Below are 19,459 nucleotides of genomic sequence, written 5' to 3'. Positions count from 1 at the left end.
CACGGACAGTCGGACGTCGGATAGTGGTCAATTTTGACCAACCGTCCCAGGGCGACCTTGACGGCTGATGACCGCGGCTTGTTGAGCCGTATGCGTACCGCAGGGCGTCCTGAGTACCCTGCGGTTCACAAGGTAGGCTCTCTCCAGTTTTCGAGCACGAGCGGGTACCCCGCATCTTGGATCTTGACGAAATGGCGCGTGTTTCCGGTTGCGATGGGAAGCCCATGACGGATCGCCGTCGCTGCAATCAGGGTATCCTCGATCGTCAATTTGCTCCCCAGGCGTTCGAGATCGGCTCGGATCCGGCCCGCGAGCTCGGCCACCGTGGTGGTCGAGCCACAAGACGTCTGCTCGCGCCAGCAGCGACAAAAATTGTTGAATCCGATCGTCACGACCCACGCGTGAATAGCCGTAAACCACCTCCATCACGGTGATCACGGAGAGCGTATAGCGCCCCAGGTGTGCGTGATACGCGCGCGCCCGCTTTGCGACGATCGGATCCTTCGCCATGAGGATCTCGGACCAGATGTCCGTATCAAGAATGGTTCTCGTCGCCATTGAAATCCTCGCGCCCCTGGTGGCGCGACGTGACCGCGACCTGGTGGATCTCGTCGGCGAGCTCCGGTTCATCGGCGAGCAGTCCCAGGAACGGATCGTCCGGTGGGGCCGCCAGCCCAGCCGGCACGCTCGGGGTGCCGCCCAGCTCCCGAACGATGCGTTCGATGAGCGTGCGCTGCGCATCGGTCGGAAGACGACGGATCTCCTGGAGAATTTGCTCGGCGTCCATCATGCCCGACCTCCACTTTCGCCGCTGTCCAGTCTACCACGCCGCGCCGTTCCCGTCGCTGCAGCCGCTCCAGAGACGCGGGCAGCGCTGGAGGCCGGGCCCCCGTCAAGGGGCAGCCTCGCGGAGCGAACATGGCACAGGGATCGCAGGAGCAGAGGCTGCAGCCGCGCCCGACTGCACCCCACCCCTGCCCGGTCGAGCGCGATCCCTGGCGAACGGAGCGCCGTCGTACCGAGCACCGTCGTCATGAGGCCCGCGCATCCTGGCCGTGAAAGCGGGTCCCGATCGAGAGCGGCGCAGGCGCCGGTGGATTGCGCTCCCGCTGCTCACGTGTTCACGGCTGTCGTTTATCGGACCTGGGAGACCGCGGTCACGCAGGTCCACCCGCACAGCATGGCGCCCGGCGGCCCGACTTCCTGCCGGTCTGCCGCGGCGCGCAGCGCCGTCGGCAGCAGCGGCTTGTTGGGCGGGAGACAGAGAAAGAGAGAGTACACAGGGAGGCGGGGAGGCGGGGAGGCGAGAGAGAGAGTACAGACAAGGGTGGGAGGCGAGAGATGGGGACCATTCGTTCGAGCCCGCTCGGGGCCGGCTGACGTTGTCGTCGAGGAGAAGCTCGTGCTGGAGCTCAAGGCCGTCGATCACCTGCTGCCAGTCCATGAAGCTCAGGTGCTCACGTACCTGAAGCTGACGGACCTGGACGTCGGATTGCTCGTCAACTTGAACACGCCGGGGCTCCGAATCAACGGCGGTCGATCCGGTCCTCGGAGCTCAGCCGATTCAACCGGCTGGCTGCACGACAGGAGCACCGATCGATTCGAGCACCTCCCTGGCAAACGCCTCTTCGATAGACCTCGGAGCGCATTTTTGCAAAAACTGCTGCACGACCTCACGGACCTCGGTCGGCCGCGTCTTTCCTACCTGCCTCAGCGATATCAAATAGAGGATCGCCTTGCCCCGATGGTCCTCTTTGAGCAATCGCGACGTATTAAAATGGCAGACGTCCGCATCCTGCCCCTCGACAAATAGTCGCAGTGTACTCACGAGCTCCGCCTCATGACTCTTCACGAACTCCAGATGATGCTCGGCCGGCTCCTCCTGGTGCGACAAGATCGCAAAAATCAGAAATATCTTTGACTGATTTTCACGACAGAGCTTGTACGCGGTCTGCAGCGCCGGCAAAGATCTATTGAATACGGCTCGTCGAAGCAGATGGCTCGCAAATACGCGCGTTTCGTCTGTCCCATCGGGATCGAGCAAGAGGCTACGCAGGTAAATCTCTTCGGTCCGGTCGACGGCCTCGCGCAGAAGGTCAAGGAGGCCCAGCCGGCAGAACGTCACCTGCAAGCTCTCCCTCGAGTCGTTTACCGCCGTATCGAGGTGTGCCGCGACGTAGCGGGCGATGAAGTAGTCGAGAAACATGCGATATGCCCAGGTAATATCGCCGTTCTCCCTGCGAAAGAGGGGCGCAACCAGGATCTGCTGCAGGTAATGAGCTTTCCTTCCGTCGTCTACGCCTGCCTCGCGGAGCGCCTCCTTGAACCAATCGATATTGAACGTCAGATTCGTGTTGTTCACGTGAGGCTCGCCGCTCGAACGAGCTAGCTGGCAGGCGTATAGCCACGTTCGATATGCTACACGCTCGAGGGCCGCTCGCACCTTCGGCTCCTCCACGCACTGCAGCCTTTTCGCATAGCCGTTCCACACATGCTCGAACACGCCGAACAGTGTGTGGCTCTTGATCTCCATGCCGCTGACCTCGGTACTGCTAGTGAGCAGGCTATGACCCAGGAGGTACAGGACAAGCGGTCGGCTGCACAGTTCCAAGAGCTTCTCGTTCTCGCGGAGCAGGCGCTGAATATTCGCGACGTCTCTCGGCCGGTCACTATGCCTGGAGGCGATGAAGCTCATCACCTGTTCCTTCGTGAGCAGATGAAGCATAATAAGCTTCGGATCGGCAGTCTCCTGGTCCAAGATCAGCCACTTTTTCGGCACACGCAGGGTGAGATCATCATAGATCGCCCTGAAATGCTCGCGGAGCATATTGACCCTTCCAGAGATAACGAACTGGACAGACCGTTCGCCGCCCATGCTGGCAAAATCGGCGATCGTGATAGCTCGCGCCATAAGGCTACGAGCGATTCGTGGATCGGTAATTTCGTCGAGCCCCTCGAGGACGATAAGGAGTGGGTACTCATGGATGGACAGATCCTTCAACTGCCTCGCGGTGCTACCTAAAGAATCAATGTTGAACACTGCCAGAAGCTCTCGCGCCGCCTCCGCCTGCCTCGGAACGAGGCGATCCAGAGCGCCCCCGTCCAGAGTGACACGCGCCAAATCCACATGAGCGACAATCCGGGGCTTGATCGGACTCGGCGACGTGCAGAGCTTTCGAACGAGATTCAAGCAAAATGCTGTCTTTCCGGTCCCGAACTCCCCGCTTACATATGTCACCGGTTCTGATGAGGCGAGCCACGCGTCCACGTCAAACGGCTTCCCTTGGAGTCTGACGAAATCGCCCTCGACGTAACCTTCGCAAAGAGGCTCGACATCGAGGCGGAGATCGTTCAAGTACTTCTGAACCTTGGGAATGAAGTTCTCTTGCACCCCGTTCGGGAAATAGATCTCAAGCGCGCCCTTCCGGCCGTGGTGCCGCTCGTGGATTCTCCGGCAACGCACGAGCCTGACCCTGCGCGCGTCGAGGATCTCCTGCGTCTCCTCGAGCACAGCCTGCCCATCGGCGACGACCAAGGTTTTCACCAGGCGAGGCCAGCACGCAGCGACGGATCGGACTCCTTCGTGCAGGAGCGCCGCGTTCACCGGCGCGAGCTTGCCCGTATAGTTCACCTCCGCCATGCCCACGACGGCAGGCGACAGCGCGCGGGTGTACAGATGAGAGATCGTGGCCATGGCCACGCTCAGGCCGATGGATCTGCCCGCGGTGCGTAGATCCGCCGCGTCCTCCAGCACCGGATACGAGAGCGCATCGGTCAGGTGGTGCGGATTCCGCGTCGCTCCCATTGCGTTGACCTCGCATAGGGCGCCGCTCTTGGCAGCATCGATCGCTGCAGCGGTCTCGGCGTCCGTGCGCGCGCTCTCGATGCCGGCATCGTCGACTCTCAGACGCACCGTCTGGGTCGGCAGGAGGACGAACGCCTCACCGGGAACAAAGGTCGGCTCCCGCCACGCAGGCAGCGGCTCCAGCGGTTCACCCAGCGACGTCATCGAATCCACAAGGGAGGCGATGCGCGCGTGCTCGCGCTCGTCCAGGCAAGCACCCCATCGGAGGTCTCGCGCGATGCGGTGGGCGGCGCGCGTGGCCACCGCGGTCGCCTCTCCACCGTTTATATGCTTGCTCTCCGTCGCGATCCGTCCGAGCGCCCGCTGCACGAGTAGCGTGCTCCTCACTGCTTCACCTCCACGTCGACCAGCCTCACCTCGAAGCTTTCGTACAGACGAGCGTCCATCTCCGGCTTTTGCTTGACATCAATCGATCCCTGGCTCGATGTGCTCTCGCGAGGTGGGCCGCTGCGAGCCCATGAGATGAGCGCGTCCACATCGGTCGCACGACCTTGCACGACGAATTCAACCTTGTCGCTCTCCTCCAGGTTTCGCACCCACCCGGTGAGCCCCAGCTGTCGAGCACGCTGCCGGAGGGAAGCTCGATAATGAACCCCTTGCACGCTTCCAGTGGCAACAGCTCGCACCGTGATCTCGCCTGACCCGCGGACGACCACGTCCCCGGTCCACCTTTTCCCGCTGGCGGGAACGATGGCAAGGAGCAGCGTATCCGCCTTGACAAGCGGAGGTATGGTCACATTCCAGGCGCCGCCCAGGCGCATACCGATGCGTCCGGCGAAGCTCACGGAGCGGGGCGCCACGTCCGCGAACAGGAACAGATCAATCGAGCGATCCGTATAGATGACAAGGTCAGCTTTGCACTTGAGACGAGGTGGCAGATCCAGTTCTATCTCACGGTAAATCGCCCGGTCTCGATCGCCCTCCCGTGCAGCCACAGCACCCGTTTGCGCGACATTCATGCCTCTGTCGTGCACATAGTTCCTGTCTACGATCGGCCCCGGCTCAGCGCGGCGCGCAGAACTCCAGAGGAACCGCCCACTAACACGGAGGTTTTTGACTATTGTTCGCACACCCTGAGCCACGCTCGTAAATGCCTCATCCTGACTGGGCCAGCTCGTAATTGGCCTGGAGTCAATCGGCAGCACACTGAGAGCTGCGATTGGCGTTTGTGACCAATCGCAAGGCCGCAGGAGGACGGGAAGGACACGTGCTTCGCCCTTGCGCTCTCGTTCGAGGGCACGCCTCATTTCTTTATCGTAGCAAGCATCTGAGCCCAGAAAGCTGGCGCTAACGAGAATCATAATCAACTCTGCGTTGTCGAGGTGCTCGTCGATGGTGCACTCGATCGGGTCTCCTGCACTGATATTATCGTCATGCCAGATCTTGATCTCCTTCTCCCTCTCCAGTGCACTCATTGCTTCTCTGAGCCTCTCCATCAGCTCGCGATCAGCCCGCGCATACGAGAGGAATACGTTCAACGGCTCACGCGTCGAGCCGCCCCGAGCGTCTGCGCCTCCTGGCTGCGCGGTACCCGTCGTCGGCGGCCAGTCGGGTAGCGCTACTGATAGCTTTTGATCCGACATCGAGGGGGGTGACACAGGCATGACAGCGTTTCCCATTCTTGAAAAGCAGGCCGTGGGTCAAAACATCCACGCCCGCGCCAGCAGGCGCTGCGCTGGAGATCGGGTTGGGTTCACAATATATCGCGCGATTCCCGGGTGACGCTGGATCCGCTCATCCACGCGGCGAATCGAGGCAGGCTCGCGAGCAAGGCATCGGGACGAGCTCGGACATGAGCCAGTGATTCGCCTTGGGCATCGGATCTCGTTGCGCGAAGAGAGAGCGTTCGACGAGCTTGCGGACGGGCCTTATGCATACGCCTACGCATGAAGGTTACGTTATACGCCGCTCCGAATGCCCGCAAGTGGTAGCGTTCGCGAGTTCCGTCCATCATGGACACCGGGTGAGGCCTCATCAGCCGATTCCGAGTTCTGGCCCGAGAGGGAGGTGCGGCAGCGCCCCGACATGTGGCGACCGCCCTTGTATGGCGATAGCCCGTTCGTCATACGATCGAGATCGAGCCGTGTGCCGTGCGCTGCCGTGGTGTCGGTCGCCATGTCTGAAGTGAAGGCGCTCATACCACTGCATAATTCGCGTCGCGCGCCGGTGCCCCGACGCGTAGAATGGCGCCATGATCCCCGGCTCTCCAGGGAGGAGATCCTCCACGAGCTGCTCGTCGCTCCCCGCGACGGGCTCGTGCCGCTCGCCGACACGCATATCATCGTCCGCTTTCCCGAGTGAGCCGCCCTGGCGCCCCACGTCCACTCAGACGTCTGACGGACAGCCAGACGTCTGGCCACGGACGGCCAGACGTCTGGCCACGCTCAGCGGGGCGCGTCGCGCTGGGCTCCCCGGCCACGAGAGGCCATCTCCGCGAGGCGGGGGCCCTCGCCGGTCCGCTGCAGCGCATGGCCGATGCCGCGCTGGAGCGTGGAGTGGATCACGAGCCCTCCCAGATCGATATCGAGGCTCACCAGGGCGCGAGACACCTGCGGGCGAACCCCGGTGATCACCACCTCGGCGCCGAGCAACCGCAGCGCGGCCGCGGTCCGCAACAGCGTCGCCGCGACGGCGCTGTCCACGACGCTCACGCCGGTGATGTCCAGGATGACCACCTGCGCCCCGGTGTCCGACACGCCGCGCAGCGCCGTCTCCAGCGCCTGATTCGCGCGCTCCGTGTCGATGCTCCCGATCAGCGGCATGGCCATGATGCGGTCGGTGATCGGGATGAGCGGACACGCCATCTCCGCGAGCCGGTCGCGCTGGATACGGATGAGATCGTCCTGGAGCTCGGCCCGCGCCCGCTCGACGCGCGCCCGCTCGGCGAGCTCCTCCTCCAGCCGCGCCTTCGCCGCGGAGAGCTCGGCGGTGCGCCCGGCGACGGCCGCCTCGAGCGCGTCCTTGTCGCGGCGGATGACGTCGCTCGTCGCCTGGACGCGCCCGTAGAGCAGCGCGTTCTCCAGCGCGACGGCGGCCTGCGAGGCGATGAGCTCGAGCAGATCGAGGCGGGCGGGAGAGAAGATGTCGGGCGCGGCGTTGTTCTCGAGATAGAGGATCCCCGTCAGGCGCCCCTGGCTCACCATCGGCAGGCCGAGCACGGACCGCGGCCTCCGCGACGCGACATAGCCGTCTCCAGCGAGCCGCGCGTCCTGCGCGGCGTCCCCCACGAGGACCGAGCTCCTCGTCCCCGTGACGATGTCGATCACGCGAGGGGCGACCGCGCCGCTCTCGCGGACGAACGCCGGCGGGCCCACGCGCACCTCGGCGCCGTCCTCGGCGACAGCCTCGACGCGCAGCCCCTCGCCGCGCTCCAGGATCAGCGCGCCCCGCTGCGCGCCCGAGCTCTCGACGGCGAGGCGCAGGAGCCGCACCACGACGCGCTCGAGGTCGGTCTCGCGGGCGATCGCCTGCGCGGACCGGATGATCGCGGCCGCGTCGAGCAGCGCCGTGCGCCGCGCGCCCGTGATCGTGCTCGAGGCCACCGAGGTCAGATCCGAGAGCGCGCCCCCCGCCGCCTGCGGACGCCGCGCGGTCGCGCGGCTGAGCAGCCGGGGGTGGGCCTCCTGCATCTGCCGCACCTTGGCCACGGCACCCCAGCGCGCGTACGCGTCGTGCGCCTCGACAAGGAACGGCTGCGCGAGCCGCTCCCCGCCGCTCCCGGCCAGGAACCGGCCGCAGAGCTCGTACGCGAGCGCCGTGTAACGCACGTACCCCGCGCGCTGCGCGGCGTCGATCGCCTGATCGTACGCCGCGAGGACGCGATCGGTCGCCTCGCCGGCGAGGCGCGCCCGCTCCGCCGCGACGAGCAGGTCCATGTGGCGAAACTCCGGGCAGTCCCGCGCGATCGCGACGAGCTTGTCGTGGCTCGAGGCGAGCATCGCGGCGAGCCTGTCGCTCTCCTCCCGGCTCGACCGGGGGCCGAGCGCCGTGATGGTGAGGCAGGTGTAGAGCGGCAGATCGGCGATCGCGAAGTACTGACCGACCCCGCCCGCGAGCCGCTCGTGCGCGCGGAGCGCCATCTGGAGCGCGCCCTCGTGATCGCCGTAAAGGAACGCGAGCGCGAGCCTGGCCGTGTAGTACCAGCAGGCAGGGGTCGCGAGCCCCGGCGCGTCCAGCGTCGGGGCGAACGCCGCCTCGTCGAAGCTGGCGTCGCTCAGCGAGGCGCGGCCGAAGGTGCGCCCCGCGAGGTTCTCGATGACCTGCCGCGCGACCGTCTGCATCGCCGTGCACACCGGATCCCTGGTGCGGCGGGCGAAGCGCAGGAACCGCTCGACCTCCTCCCGCACGCCGAGGACGTCGTCGGCCAGGCTGAGCTTGATGACGGCGATGTGGTTGGAGGCGAACCTCCCGAACAGGAAATCGCCCGTCTCCATCGCGGCGTCGAGGGCCCGCTGGTAAGCGTCGAGGGCCTCGCGGTGCGGCCGGGAGAGCATCATCGTGGCCGCGAAGAGGAACCAGGTCTTCGCCTTCAGCTCGGCCATGCTGTGACGGTCGTCCAGGGCGACGCCCGCCCGCGCGATCTCGTAGCCCTCGCGCACGCGGCCCAGGAACGCCGCCACCATGAAGCCGTACGTCACGTAGACCCAGCTCGACAGCGCCGAGTTGCCGTGCCGGAGCGACAGGCTCGCCATCCTGGCGACGACGAGCTGGTAGAGGCGCGGATCCATCAGGTAGGCCGGCGTCTCCAGGCACGCGAGCAGCTTGAGCACCGCGAGCCGGTCCGGGTCGGCGAGCTCCGGGCCCGCGCCGATGCCCTCGATCCCGCGGTCGCCGAGGCACCTCGCGATCTCGGCGAGCTCCGCCTGGACGGCCGCGTCGAGCGCGGCGGCGTCGCCGGGCAGATCGACGTCGAACAGGCGCAGGCCGCGGCGCCCCTCGGCGACCGCCTCGGGGAAGCGGCCCTGCGCCACGTGGAGGGTCGCGCGCAGGCCGTGCACGCGCGCGCGCTCCAGGTCCGAGGCGGCGCCCTCGAGGACGGCGGCGAGGAGCGCCTCGGCGTCCTCGTGGCGGCCGCTCAGGTACGCGCCCTCGGCGCGCTCGGCGAGGACGTCGAAGGCCAGGCCGCGCTCGCCGCCCGAGAGCTCCGGATCGAGCGCGGAGGCCGCGGCGCTCAGGTAGCCGAAGGCGGCGTCGAACGCCGTCGCGGCCCTGGCGCGACGGCCCGCCGCGAGGTTCCACCGGACGAAGTCGCGGCGCTCCGCCGCGTCCTCGATGAGCGCGGCGCCGGCGTTGAGGTGGCTCACGATCCGGAACAGGTCCTCGTCGCTGATCGCGGGGTCCGCGCCGGCCGCGGCCGCGCCCTCCGCGCCGTCCGCGGCCGCGCCGGGGGCGCCGGCGACGCGCGCGGACAGGAGCCGGCCGATGCGGCGGTGCAGCCGCTCGCGCTCCGCCCCGTCGAGGAGCGCGTAGGCGGCCTGCTGGATGCGGTCGTGCAGGAAGCGGTACGAGACGCGCAAGGACGGCGCGTCGAGGAGCTCGCCGGCGACCGCCGCGTCGCCGGAGTGGACGAAGCGGTAGTCGGCGGAGAGGGGCACGAGCAGGCCGTCCCGCAGCGCGTCCCAGAGCGCCGCGGCCACCTCGGCCGGGGGCCTGTCGCCCACGAGCGCGAGCGTCTGGATGTCGAACTCGTGGCCCACGCAGGCGGCGAGCTGGAGCGTCCGCTGCGCGTCGGGCGCGAGCCGCCGGATCTTCGCGGCCATCAGCTCGATGACGCTCTCGCCCGCCGCGCGCCGCGCCCGTTCGATGTCCCAGGTCCAGGCGCCGGCGGCCGGATCGAAGCGCGCGATGCCCTCGTCGGCGAGCGCGCGGAGGTACTGCGTGATGAAGAACGGGTTGCCCGCGGTCTTCTGCAGGACGAGCCGCGCGAAGGGCTCCGCCCGCTCGACGCCGCAGTGGAAGGTCTCGGCGACGAGCCGGCGGACGTCGTCGAGCCCGAGCGGCCGGAGCCCGAGCTCGCGGACGGGCGCGTTCGCGGCGCGCAGCTCGTTGAGGAGCTTCGTGACCGGGTGGTCGTCGTCGACCTCGTCGTCGCGGTAGGCGCCGATCACGAGGAGTCCCCTGCCCTCCGGCTCGGTGAGCAGGAGCTCGAGGAGCTTGAGCGAGGCAGGATCGGCCCACTGCAGGTCGTCGATGAAGACGGCGAGGAGCTGCTCGTCCGTGACCGCGCGGACGAAGCTCTGGAACGCGAGGTTGAAGCGGTTCTGCGACTCGCCCGGCCCGAGCGGCTGGAGCGGGGGCTGCGGGCCGATGATGCGCGCGAGCTCGGGGACGACGTTGACGACGACCTGCCCGTTGGACCCGAGCGCGGCCGCGATGCGGGCCCTCCACGCCGACAGGCGCTCTTCTCGCTCGGACAGGATGTGGTTGCAGAGCTCGCCGAACGCCTGGGCGATGGCCGCGTACGGGGCGCGCTGCGCGAGCTGGCCGAACTTCCCGGAGACGAAGTCGCCGCGCCGGTGCGCGAGGGCCTTGTAGACCTCGTGGACGAGGGCCGATTTGCCGACGCCGGCGTGCCCGGCGACGAGGAGCAGCTCGGTGGCGCCGGCCGCCGCGCGCCCGCACGCGGCCACGAGCGCCTCGGTCTCGGCCTCGCGGCCATAGAGCTTCTCCGGGATGCTGAGCGCCCCGCCCGCGTCGCGCGCGGCGAGCGGGAAGGGATCGATACGGCCGTCGGCCTCGTACCGCCGGAGGCACTCCTCGAGATCGGCCTGGAGCGCCTCCGCATGCTGATAGCGATCCTCCGCGGCCTTGGAGAGGAGCTTCATGACGATATCGGAGAGCACGCCGGGGACGTGCGGTGACACGGAGAGCGGCGGCGCGGGCGACCTGGCGAGGTGGCAGTGCACGAGCTCCATGGCCGAGGAGGCGTCGAACGGGAGGGAGCCCGTGATCATCTGGTAGAGCGTGACGCCGAGCGAGTAGAGGTCGGTCCGGCAGTCGAGGCTGCGGTTCATCCAGCCGGTCTGCTCGGGGGACATGTACGCGAGGGTCCCCTCGGCGACGTCCGGGTTCTCGGCCCTGGGGACCTCGTGGGAGAGGCGCGTGGCGATCCCGAAGTCGGTGAGCTTGACCTCGAGCGGATCGAGGCGGACGAGGACGTTGTGCGGCTTGATGTCCTTGTGGATGACGCCGGCGCGGTGCAGCGCGGCGAGGGTGCCCGCGACGCGGCTGCCGATGCGCAAGGTGGTCGGCAGGTCGAGCGCGTCGCTCCGGAGGACGGCGTCGAGCGACGTGGCGCCGAAGTCCTCCAGGACGAGGACGGGCGCCCCTTCGCGCTCCTCGACGCCGAGGACGCGGACGACGCCAGGGTGACTGAGCTCCTTCGCGATCGCCTGCTCGTGGCGGAGCCGCGCGACCTCGCGGGGCGTGGCGCGCTCCGGCCTCAGCGCCTTCAGGACGACCGGCAGCCCGTCGCCGGCGCGGCGCGCCCGGCAGACGACGACGTGAGGCCCCTGATGCAGAATGTCGTCGGCCTGGTACCCGGAGAGCGGCGCCTCGGGTGAGCCGCCAGCAGCGTTGTCCATCCCCATGCGGCGGAGCATACAGGCAGGACCTGGGTCGGCGGCTAGCACCAAACGCCTTGTCGCCGCTGACTGACACTCACGCACAGGCTCCCCACGAGGGGGCCACTGCAGAGGTCGGCTAATGCAGAGTTCGCTTGTACGCGGCGCCGCGAGCTCACTTCCTCCGGTTCATCGGCCGAGGTGCTCGTCACCTCGCCGAGCGATGAGCGCGTGCGCCGCGCCCCGTCGCCGCCGGGCGCCGCCCTCTCCCTGATCAGGAAAGAGGTGTTGTTGCGCGACGACGAGCTCTCCCCGACCAGGGAACGCGGCGCAGTACCTGTAGCCAGGAACGGAGAGCACCGGAAGGACGTCACCCCGCTCGAGCCGCTCGATGTGCCCGAACAGCGACAGCCCCGGATACCTCTCCTTGCCATCGAGGGTGACCTGGAGGTCGACCAGCGTGACCGGCGTCCGCCAGCGACCTCGGCCCATGTACGAGTGTCTCACCTTGTCCACGGTCGCGTCGACGAACGTGCCATCGCGAAACAACCGCCGCGCAGAGCGTATCCGGCGCCAGACCCAGATCGGAAAGACCATGTACGCGAGGACGAAGAGAGCGAGCGGAAGCACCATGGATCCTGTCGAGCTCAGCACCGAGCCAACGGCCCTCGCCGCAAACACGGCGACCGCGACGGAGACATAGATCCACAGGAATCCATAGAGAAGGAACCCGCCGACGGGGTCCAGCCTGCGCGCCAGGCGGCGCGCACCACGGGGATCCCGCGGCGGGACCTGCGCGCTCAGCATGTCGTATTCCGTCATTGGCGGGGTCCCTGCTCTCCGCTACCGCCCCGCGGGACCGAACCGGCGCTCGTCGGCCGGCGTCTCCGGGGGCGGCGCCTCCGGGACGAGCGCGCCGCCGTGGGTCAGCACGTGCCAGCGCTCGTCGCGCGGCCCGGACAGCGAGAGCCAGCGCTTGCCCAGGAGCTCCGGCGCGGGCTTCGGGAGCACGCGGAACCGCACGCGACCGCCCTGCACCTCGACCTTCGTCAGGTTCTGGGACACCTCGACCGCGCGCGCGAGGACGAGCGCCGGGTGACCTGGGCGATCCAGCGACACATCGAGCCGCCCGCCCGCCGAGTCCGCGGGCGAGCTCACGAGGAGCGCCGCGCCGCCGGGGGCCGGCAGCGCCGCGACCCCGTCCGGCACCACGACGCGCCGCCACGCCTGCGGCGCGCCCAGCGGCAGCGGGCTGCGCACGAGCAGCGGCAGCGGCTCGCGCCGCGGAGCGCTCGCGGGCGGCGTCGGACCGACAAGGAGCAGCGTGCCGTCCGGCGCCGCGGCGAGGTGCTCCACGGCGTCGGCCGGGATCGCGTGAGACCCCTCGGCGCGCCACGGGCCCTGCGCGCCGCGCACGAACAGCGCCGCGACCCCGCCGCCGCCCCGGCAGACGAGCAGGCCGACGCCGGCCGCGTTGCGCAGGGCGACCGGCTGCGCGCACCCCTCCGGCGCCGCGACGGGCGTCACGGCGCCCGCGCGCTGGTCGACGACCGCGAACGTGGGCGGCCGCGCGAGGTGCGCGGCGCAGGCGGCGCCGGGCGGCACGCGCGCCGGATCGCAGAGGCCATCGCCGAAGGCCGCGAGCCAGGTGCGCGTCGGCGGCGGCCGCGGCGGGAGGCCCGCGAGCAGGCACAGCGCCCCCTCGCAGGAGACGCCGTAGCCGCCCATGAGGCCGCCGATGACGCCGCCCGCGCCCGCGTCGTCGTCCTTGCACGGCGGCTCCCGCCCGACCGCCGCGGCGCCGCGCGGCGGCGGCTCGGGCGCTGGCGGGACGAGGGCCGAGCGGAGGGCGCCGGCCTCGCGGGCCCGGATCGCGTCGGAGAGGTGCAGCGCGGCGCCGAAGGTCGGAAGGCCGTGCAGCAGGTCGGCGCGGGCGGCCCGGGTCCACGCGCGGCCGTCGCGGCTCAGCACGGCGGGGCAGACCGGGTCGCCGTTCCAGATCCAGGAGCCCGCGCGCTCGACCGCGCGCGGCTGGAACGTGGAGCGCGCCCAGGTCTGGCCGCGATCCGACGAGATGAACGTGTCCGGCGCGGCGGGGCGCGCCGGGGGCGCCGCGCGCGCCGGAGACGCCGGGCGGCCGCGCGCGGGGGCCTCGGCGGCGGCCACGAGCGCCACGAGCGCGCCGTCGGGGCGCACGAGGACCGCGCGCACCGGCTTGCCCGGCGCGACGACGGCCGAGGTGAAGGTGCGGCCCTCGTCCGCGGAGACGCTGACGCGCTCCCCCGCCGCGGCGGCGATGAGGCCGCCGGCGGCGTCCCAGGCCGTCGCGCCGGCGACGCTGCCGCGCCGCTCGAAGCCGTCGGGCCGGAGCGCGGCGCGGACGTCGGCGGCGCGGTGGAGCGCGCCGTCGGGCGTCGCGACGTGCACGGCGTCGTCCCGCTGGCCGGCGAGGCCGACCCAGGTGAAGCCCGCGGGCAGCTTCAAGGGGCCGACGACGCCGAGGTCCTCGTGGACGGCGAAGGCGCCGACAGCGGCTGCGCCCGGGGCGCCGACTGCGCCCGGGGCGCCGACTGCGCCCGGGGCGCCGACTGCGCCCGGGGCGCCGACTGCGCCCGGGGCGCCGGCTGCGCCCGAGGCGCCGGCTGCGCCCGAGGCGCCGGCTGCGCCCGCGGCGCCGGCGCCGTCTCCAGGCGCGGCGAAGACCGCGACGCGCGCGCCGAGGGCGATCTCGCGGTGCTCGCTGAACGGGTTCCGCTCGGCCCGCGCGCGCTCCTGCTCCCCGAGGGGCGGCTCGACCCAGGGCGCAGGCGGCATCGCGGCGGCCGGCAACGCCAGCGGGGTCGACGGGTCGACGGGAGGGCCGGCGGGCTCGGCGCGCACCGGCGCCTCCGGCGGGGCCGGAGGGATGGCGATCGAGGCCGGCGCGAGCGCCGCGGGGGCCGGCCCGGCGGCGGGACCACAGGAGATCGCGAGGAGCGCCAGCGGGAAGGGCGAGAGCCGCCGAGGGTTCTTCAGGGAGAGCCTCCTGCTCCACCTCTACCAGGCCTCCCCGACCGGATCACCAGGCCGCGCCGCGCCCTCGCGGCGTCGATGTCGGCGCGCCCGATGGCTCACCCGGGCTGGAGCTTGCTGCGTATATAGCGATATTCCTGCGTGAGCCCGCCGTAGCCATAGGCGTCTGCGCGGACGTCGTGCACGTGGATGTAGCTCTCGTCGTGCAGCTCGCCGAGCAGCTGCGCGAACGCCTCGAAGGCCGCGGCGACGTAGGCCGCCTTCTCGTCCTTGGTGTTGGTGCCGTCGACGATCTTGATATCGAAGTAGAAGCTCCGCTTGCCCTGCTCGGCGAGCGTCCTGCCGCCCACCACCCAGTGCTCGGGGCGCACGAAGTCGAAGGTGATGGCGGTCAATTCGCGCTTCTTGTGCAGGATGCGCGTGGTGAGGTCGAGCAAGGTCTCGGTCACCTGACGGACGAGCTCCGGGCTGGGCTGAGCGCTGATCTTGACGTTGAGGATGGGCATGGTCGTTCTCCCTTCGTTGTCCTTGTCCGGTCGCAATCGATTAGCAAGCTAACCATCAGGCCGAGCCGGCGGGGCCGGGGCGCGCGGCGGCTATCCGATGGCGGCGCGGATGCCGCGAAGCTGCCCGACGGCCTGCTCGAACACCTGCTTTCCGAGCACCTGCTTGAGCTTCTTCGTGACCTCGCCGCTGGCCGCGTCGAGCGCGTCCGCGATCTGCTCGGCGGCGCGGGTCGGGTGGATGTGCTGCTCGCGCGCGTCGGCCTCGCCGGTCCGGCGCTCGACCAGCCCGCGGCCGACCAGCCCGTCCAGGATGCGCGTGGCGGTCGGCCGCGCGATCGTCATGATCTCGGCGAGCTCGCGCTGCGACAGCCCCGGGCGCCTGAGCACCACGCGCAGCAGGAAGCCCTGCGGCGGCGTGAGCTCGAACGGCGCGAACGCCGCGCTCCACGCGCGCTCGAGCAGCCGGGCGAGCGACGTCGTGTTGAAGTACAGGCAGTGGTCGAACACCCGGCAACTCTACCGCGAGATGATTAGCCATGCAACCAATTTTCGCGGGCGCCGCCTCGCCCGGGTCACGACGGGCCGAGCGCGCACGCCTGACAGCCCGAAGGTGCCATTTCGGGGAGACGTGGGCAGTCGCCGTGGTCGACGCGCATCCGGCGCACATCGATCGACCACGTCACCCGCCCCGCCCCCCGCCGTGTGATAGGCTCGCGCCCCGCGAGGCCACACGCGCGTGAATGCACTTACACGAAGCGGGGCAGCGCTCGCCTCGGCCGCAGCGCGGCGAGGAGCCGGTGAGCCGATGTCAGAGGAGCCATCATGGTCATATCGTTCTACGTTCCCCGGGACGAGTACGGCTGCTTCTCGAACTTCTCTCTCCACGGCTTCGCGGTGGATGGCCGGTACTGGCCGACCGTCGAGCATTACTTCCAGGCCCAGAAGTTCGCCGGCACCGATCACGAGGAGCGCGTACGCCTCGCCGCGACGCCCAGGCTCGCGAAAGAGATGGGCCGGGATCGACGGCTCCCGCTCCGCCCGGACTGGGAGAGCGTCAAGGATGATGTGATGAGGCGCGCGGTGCTGCGCAAATTCGAGACCCACGCCGACATCCGGGAGATCTTGCTGGCGACCGGCGACGAGGAGATCGTCGAGAGCTCCCCCTCGGATTACTACTGGGGATGTGGCGCCGAGGGCGTCGGCAGGAACATGCTCGGAAAGATCCTGATGGAGACGCGCGCGCTCCTGCGGAGCCGCGGATAGACCTGCCGGCGAGGCCCGCCCGCGGCGAGCGTCGAATGACCCGCCTGCGATCCGTCAGGAGCGCGGCCGAGGTATCCCGAGCCGCTGTCGACGCTCCCACAGGGTCTTGCGGCTGATCCCGAGTCGGCGGGCGATCTCGGTCTCCGTCAGCGCGGCCTGGTGCTCCAGGACGAAGCGGCGGAAATAGCCCTCGAGCGAGTCGGAAGGGGACTCTGCCTCGAGGGCGTGCACGTACGGAGCGGGGGGCGGGGCGGCGTCGAGCCCGAGGTGGGCCAGCTCGATCTCGCTGCGCCCGGCGAGGACCATGGCGCGGTGAACGGCGTTCTCGAGCTCGCGGACGTTGCCAGGCCACGGGGCCGCCGCGATGGCGGCGCGCGCCTCCGGCGACAGCGCGAGCGGCGTCTGCGCCGTCGCCCACGCGCGCCGCCTGAGCAGCGACTCGGCGATGCGCACCGCGTCCCCCGGCCGCTCGCGCAGCGGCGGCAGGCGGATCTCGTGGAGCCGCAGCCGGAAGTAGAGGTCGCTCAGGAACGACCCGTCGCGCACCATCTGCACGAGATCCCGGTGCGTCGTGGCGATGAGGCGCACGTCGACGCGCCGGGCGCGGCTCGCGCCCACGCGCCGCACCTCGCCGGTCTGGAGGAAGCGCAGGAGCCGCGCCTGGACCCTCGCGGACAGCTCGGCGATGTCGTCGAGCAGGAGCGTCCCGCCCTCCGCGGCCTCGCAGAGCCCGGCGCGCGCGGCGTGCGCGCCGGGGAAGGCGCCGCGCTCGTGGCCGAACAGCTCGCCTTCCATCATCGCCTCGGGGATGGCCGCGCAGTAGACCGGGACGAACGGGAGCTGCCGCCGCGGGCTGAGCCGGTGCACGGCGCGGGCGAGCGTCTCCTTGCCGGTGCCGCTCTCGCCGAGGATGAGCAGCGTCGCCTCGCTCGGCGCGACCTTGCGCGCCAGCGCGAACACGTCCCGCATGGCCGCCGAGCCGCCGACCAGCCCCTCGAGCTCGTCGTCGGCCGGCGTGGGCGGCGCGGAAGGCGCGGAAGGCGCGGAAGGCGCGGAAGGCGCGGAAGACGCGGGCGGCGCGGAAGGCGCGGAAGGCGCGGCGCCCGGCGCGACCTCGACGGGCGCAGCGCCCTGACCGGACCGCGCGACGGCGAGGTGGTGATCGACCCAGGAGACGAGCTCGTCGTGGTCGAACGGCTTCGAGAGGTAATCCGCGGCGCCGCGCTTCACGGCCTCGACCGCCGCCTTCACCGTGGCGTAGCTCGTCATGAGCAAGACCGGCGCGGCGCCGCACCGGCCGACGAGCTCCGTGCCCGGCTCGCCGGGCAGGCGCACGTCGGCCAGCACCAGATCGAACGCGCCCAGATCGCGGCCCGCCGCAGCCTCGGCGATCGACCCCGCCTCGACAACGTCGTGGCCGTGGCGGGCGAGCAGCCGCCGGAGCTCCGTCCGGATGACGACCTCGTCCTCCACCAGCAGGATCCGGCTCATGCCTCCGCCTCCAGCCGAGGCGACTCAGGACCGCAACGGCTGACCACGTGCGGACGCACAACGCAACGCGTGAACATGCGGCAGATCGGGCGTTTACGTGTTCGATTATCGATCGAGGCGCCGGGCACCGCTTGTCACCGGGCGCAGCGCCGCGCGATGGGCGGGGTCACCCCCCGCTCCCAACCGGGGGAGCGGGTGGTCTTCGCCGGGCGCGCACGAGCTCCACGCGCCCGGCCGTGCTCCCCGGAGCTACCTCGACGTCACTCGGTGAACAGCGAGAGGTCGACGGCCTTCGCCATCGTCTCGAGGCCAGTCGGGTTCAGGTGCAGCCAATCGTCGAAGTCGAGGCTATCCTGCAGCTTCGAAGGATCGTTGGGGTCGCGGACCGCCGCGTCCAGATCGATGACCGCGTCGTACTCGCCGCTCGTGCGGATCCACTCGTTGACCTCCTGACGGGCGGCCTCGCGCTCGGTGGTGTAGTAGTCGTGGCCGTTGAACGGAAGGATGGGCACGCCGTAAACGAGCATCCCCTTGTCGTGGGCCTTGTCGATGAACTCGCCGAAGGCCGAGATCAAGCCGTCCGCGACGGTCGGGCCGGAGCCGGCGGCGGAGGTCCCGATGTCGTTCACGCCCTCGAAGATGACCAGCCAGCGCGCGCCGCGCTGCTCCAGGACGTCGCGCTGGAAGCGGGCCTTGGCTGTCGGCCCGAGCCCGCCGGACAGCACGTTGTTCCCGCCGATACCGAGGTTCAGCACGGCCACGTTCTCGGTCCCCATGTTGGTCCGCAGCCGTCGCGACAGGAAGTCCGGCCAGCGGTTGTTCCCGTTCGTTGTCGATCCGCGGCCGTCCGTGATCGAGTCGCCCAGGATGACGATCGCCGCGGCCGTGGGGTCGGCCATCACGTCGAGCCCGGTGATGTAGTACCAGTGATCGGTCTTCACCGGAGAGGCCAGCGTCGCCGACGAGACCCCATCGCCGGTCTGGATATACGAGGTGGTCCGCGAGCCCGGATGCCCGGTGATCCCGGCCGGGACGTTGCCGAACCGGATGGTCACCGCGAGCTTGCTGACGGGCTTGAGGCTGTAATCGATCGGATCGGAGAAGACGGCCTGGCCCACCGGGATGGTCACCGACTCCGCGCCCGAGAAGGTCAGGGCCTGATCGGTGCTCGCATCGATGCCGTCGTCGGTCGTCGAGTCCGCGATGTGCACGGACTGCATCGTCACCGGCCCGTCGCCGAACTCGTTCGAGAGCAGCAGGCGCACGTTGCTGCCGCCGATCGAGGTATACACGACCTGACGCAGGGTGTTGTTGGCGAGGCCCGGCGCCGGCGGGTTGTTTTGGGTCTCGGTGAGCTGCGGGCCGGTCGTCCAGGTGCCGACCCAGCGCCGGTCACCGGGGGTGCCGCCGCCGCCGCCCTCGCCCGGCGCTCCGCCGGTGCCTGTCGCGCCGCCGGCGCCGCCGGTGCCGGAGACGCCGCCTTCCCCGCCCCCACCGTGCCCGGTGCTGCCCGGGCCGGTGGTGCCGCTGGACGTCGTCGGCGCGCCGGTGGAGCCGGACGCGGCCGTCGAGCCGGAGCTGCTGGTCGAAGCCGAGGATCCGGAGGAGTCATCGCCGCAAGCGGCGACCGATAGAAACAGAAGAGCCCAGAGAATTTTCCGCATGGTCATCAACCCTCGAAAGGTTGCTCCGTTCGTGATCGCCCGAGTTCCCCCGCGGCGCAGCGCCCCAGCCCTCTGCCCCTTCAGCCCATCCGGCGC

Annotated in this window: 13 protein-coding genes and 2 pseudogenes; 3 read left to right on the top strand and 12 right to left on the bottom strand. The window is 69.9% G+C overall.

The genetic code is table 11. The annotated features are described in order from the left end of the window. Positions 1 to 125: 125 nt before the first annotated feature. From WME76_RS09715 to WME76_RS09705, 3 genes and pseudogenes are all read right to left on the bottom strand, one after another. A complete protein-coding gene (locus WME76_RS09715; protein WP_437962098.1) occupies positions 126 to 386 on the bottom strand; it encodes a PIN domain-containing protein in 261 nt (86 codons plus the stop codon). Positions 387 to 390: 4 nt separating this feature from the next. Beyond that, a pseudogene (locus WME76_RS09710) lies at positions 391 to 510 on the bottom strand (type II toxin-antitoxin system VapC family toxin); the annotation flags it as partial. A 25-nt stretch (positions 511 to 535) separates the two neighbouring features. Continuing rightward, the gene (locus tag WME76_RS09705) at positions 536 to 790 is read right to left on the bottom strand and encodes a hypothetical protein (RefSeq protein ID WP_437959876.1); all 255 of its coding nucleotides are present in this window, start codon (positions 788 to 790) and stop codon (positions 536 to 538) included. Positions 791 to 1,033: 243 nt separating this feature from the next. Here WME76_RS09705 and WME76_RS09700 point away from each other — a divergent pair. Then, positions 1,034 to 1,516 (top strand): annotated as a pseudogene (locus WME76_RS09700) (GxxExxY protein); the annotation flags it as partial. Positions 1,517 to 1,564: 48 nt separating this feature from the next. Here the strand turns inward: WME76_RS09700 and WME76_RS09695 are convergent. Together WME76_RS09695 and WME76_RS09690 are read right to left on the bottom strand one after the other, a co-directional pair. Beyond that, positions 1,565 to 4,174 (bottom strand): NACHT domain-containing protein, encoded by a 2,610-nt coding sequence (locus WME76_RS09695; protein WP_437959875.1) that lies wholly within the window; start codon positions 4,172 to 4,174, stop codon positions 1,565 to 1,567. A 14-nt stretch (positions 4,175 to 4,188) separates the two neighbouring features. Then, the gene (locus WME76_RS09690; RefSeq protein ID WP_437959874.1) at positions 4,189 to 5,343 is read right to left on the bottom strand and encodes an acylphosphatase; all 1,155 of its coding nucleotides are present in this window, start codon (positions 5,341 to 5,343) and stop codon (positions 4,189 to 4,191) included. A gap of 637 nt (positions 5,344 to 5,980) precedes the next feature. Between WME76_RS09690 and WME76_RS09685 the strand changes: the two genes are divergently transcribed. Next, the gene (locus tag WME76_RS09685) at positions 5,981 to 6,166 is read left to right on the top strand and encodes a hypothetical protein (RefSeq protein WP_437959873.1); all 186 of its coding nucleotides are present in this window, start codon (positions 5,981 to 5,983) and stop codon (positions 6,164 to 6,166) included. A gap of 83 nt (positions 6,167 to 6,249) precedes the next feature. Here the strand turns inward: WME76_RS09685 and WME76_RS09680 are convergent, their stop codons facing one another. From WME76_RS09680 to WME76_RS09660, 5 genes are all read right to left on the bottom strand, one after another. Beyond that, a complete protein-coding gene (locus WME76_RS09680) occupies positions 6,250 to 11,454 on the bottom strand; it encodes an AAA family ATPase (RefSeq protein ID WP_437959872.1) in 5,205 nt (1,734 codons plus the stop codon). A 162-nt stretch (positions 11,455 to 11,616) separates the two neighbouring features. After that, positions 11,617 to 12,249 (bottom strand): hypothetical protein, encoded by a 633-nt coding sequence (locus WME76_RS09675; protein ID WP_437959871.1) that lies wholly within the window; start codon positions 12,247 to 12,249, stop codon positions 11,617 to 11,619. Between the two features lie 21 nt (positions 12,250 to 12,270). Next, a complete protein-coding gene (locus WME76_RS09670) occupies positions 12,271 to 14,307 on the bottom strand; it encodes a hypothetical protein (RefSeq protein WP_437959870.1) in 2,037 nt (678 codons plus the stop codon). A 230-nt stretch (positions 14,308 to 14,537) separates the two neighbouring features. Continuing rightward, positions 14,538 to 14,945, bottom strand: a complete 408-nt coding sequence (locus WME76_RS09665; protein WP_437959869.1) for a tautomerase family protein — start codon at positions 14,943 to 14,945, stop codon at positions 14,538 to 14,540. A 90-nt stretch (positions 14,946 to 15,035) separates the two neighbouring features. Next, positions 15,036 to 15,452 carry a MarR family winged helix-turn-helix transcriptional regulator gene (locus WME76_RS09660; protein ID WP_437959868.1) on the bottom strand — a complete coding sequence of 139 codons (417 nt, stop codon included), beginning with the start codon at positions 15,450 to 15,452 and terminating at the stop codon, positions 15,036 to 15,038. Between the two features lie 315 nt (positions 15,453 to 15,767). Here WME76_RS09660 and WME76_RS09655 point away from each other — a divergent pair, with 315 nt between their 5' ends. Further along, positions 15,768 to 16,208: an NADAR family protein gene (locus WME76_RS09655; RefSeq protein ID WP_437959867.1), complete on the top strand. Its 441-nt coding sequence runs from the start codon at positions 15,768 to 15,770 to the stop codon at positions 16,206 to 16,208. A 54-nt stretch (positions 16,209 to 16,262) separates the two neighbouring features. Here the strand turns inward: WME76_RS09655 and WME76_RS09650 are convergent, their stop codons facing one another. Beyond that, positions 16,263 to 17,699, bottom strand: a complete 1,437-nt coding sequence (locus WME76_RS09650; protein ID WP_437959866.1) for a sigma-54-dependent transcriptional regulator — start codon at positions 17,697 to 17,699, stop codon at positions 16,263 to 16,265. Positions 17,700 to 17,959: 260 nt separating this feature from the next. Continuing rightward, entirely contained in the window at positions 17,960 to 19,363 is a 1,404-nt protein-coding gene (locus WME76_RS09645; RefSeq protein ID WP_437959865.1) for an SGNH/GDSL hydrolase family protein, read from the bottom strand. Positions 19,364 to 19,459 lie beyond the last annotated feature (96 nt).

Origin of the sequence: Sorangium sp. So ce119 (assembly GCF_051524405.1) — a bacterium.
GTDB lineage: Bacteria > Myxococcota_A > Polyangia > Polyangiales > Polyangiaceae > Sorangium > Sorangium cellulosum_G.
This window is presented reverse-complemented; position numbering and strand designations above follow the sequence as displayed.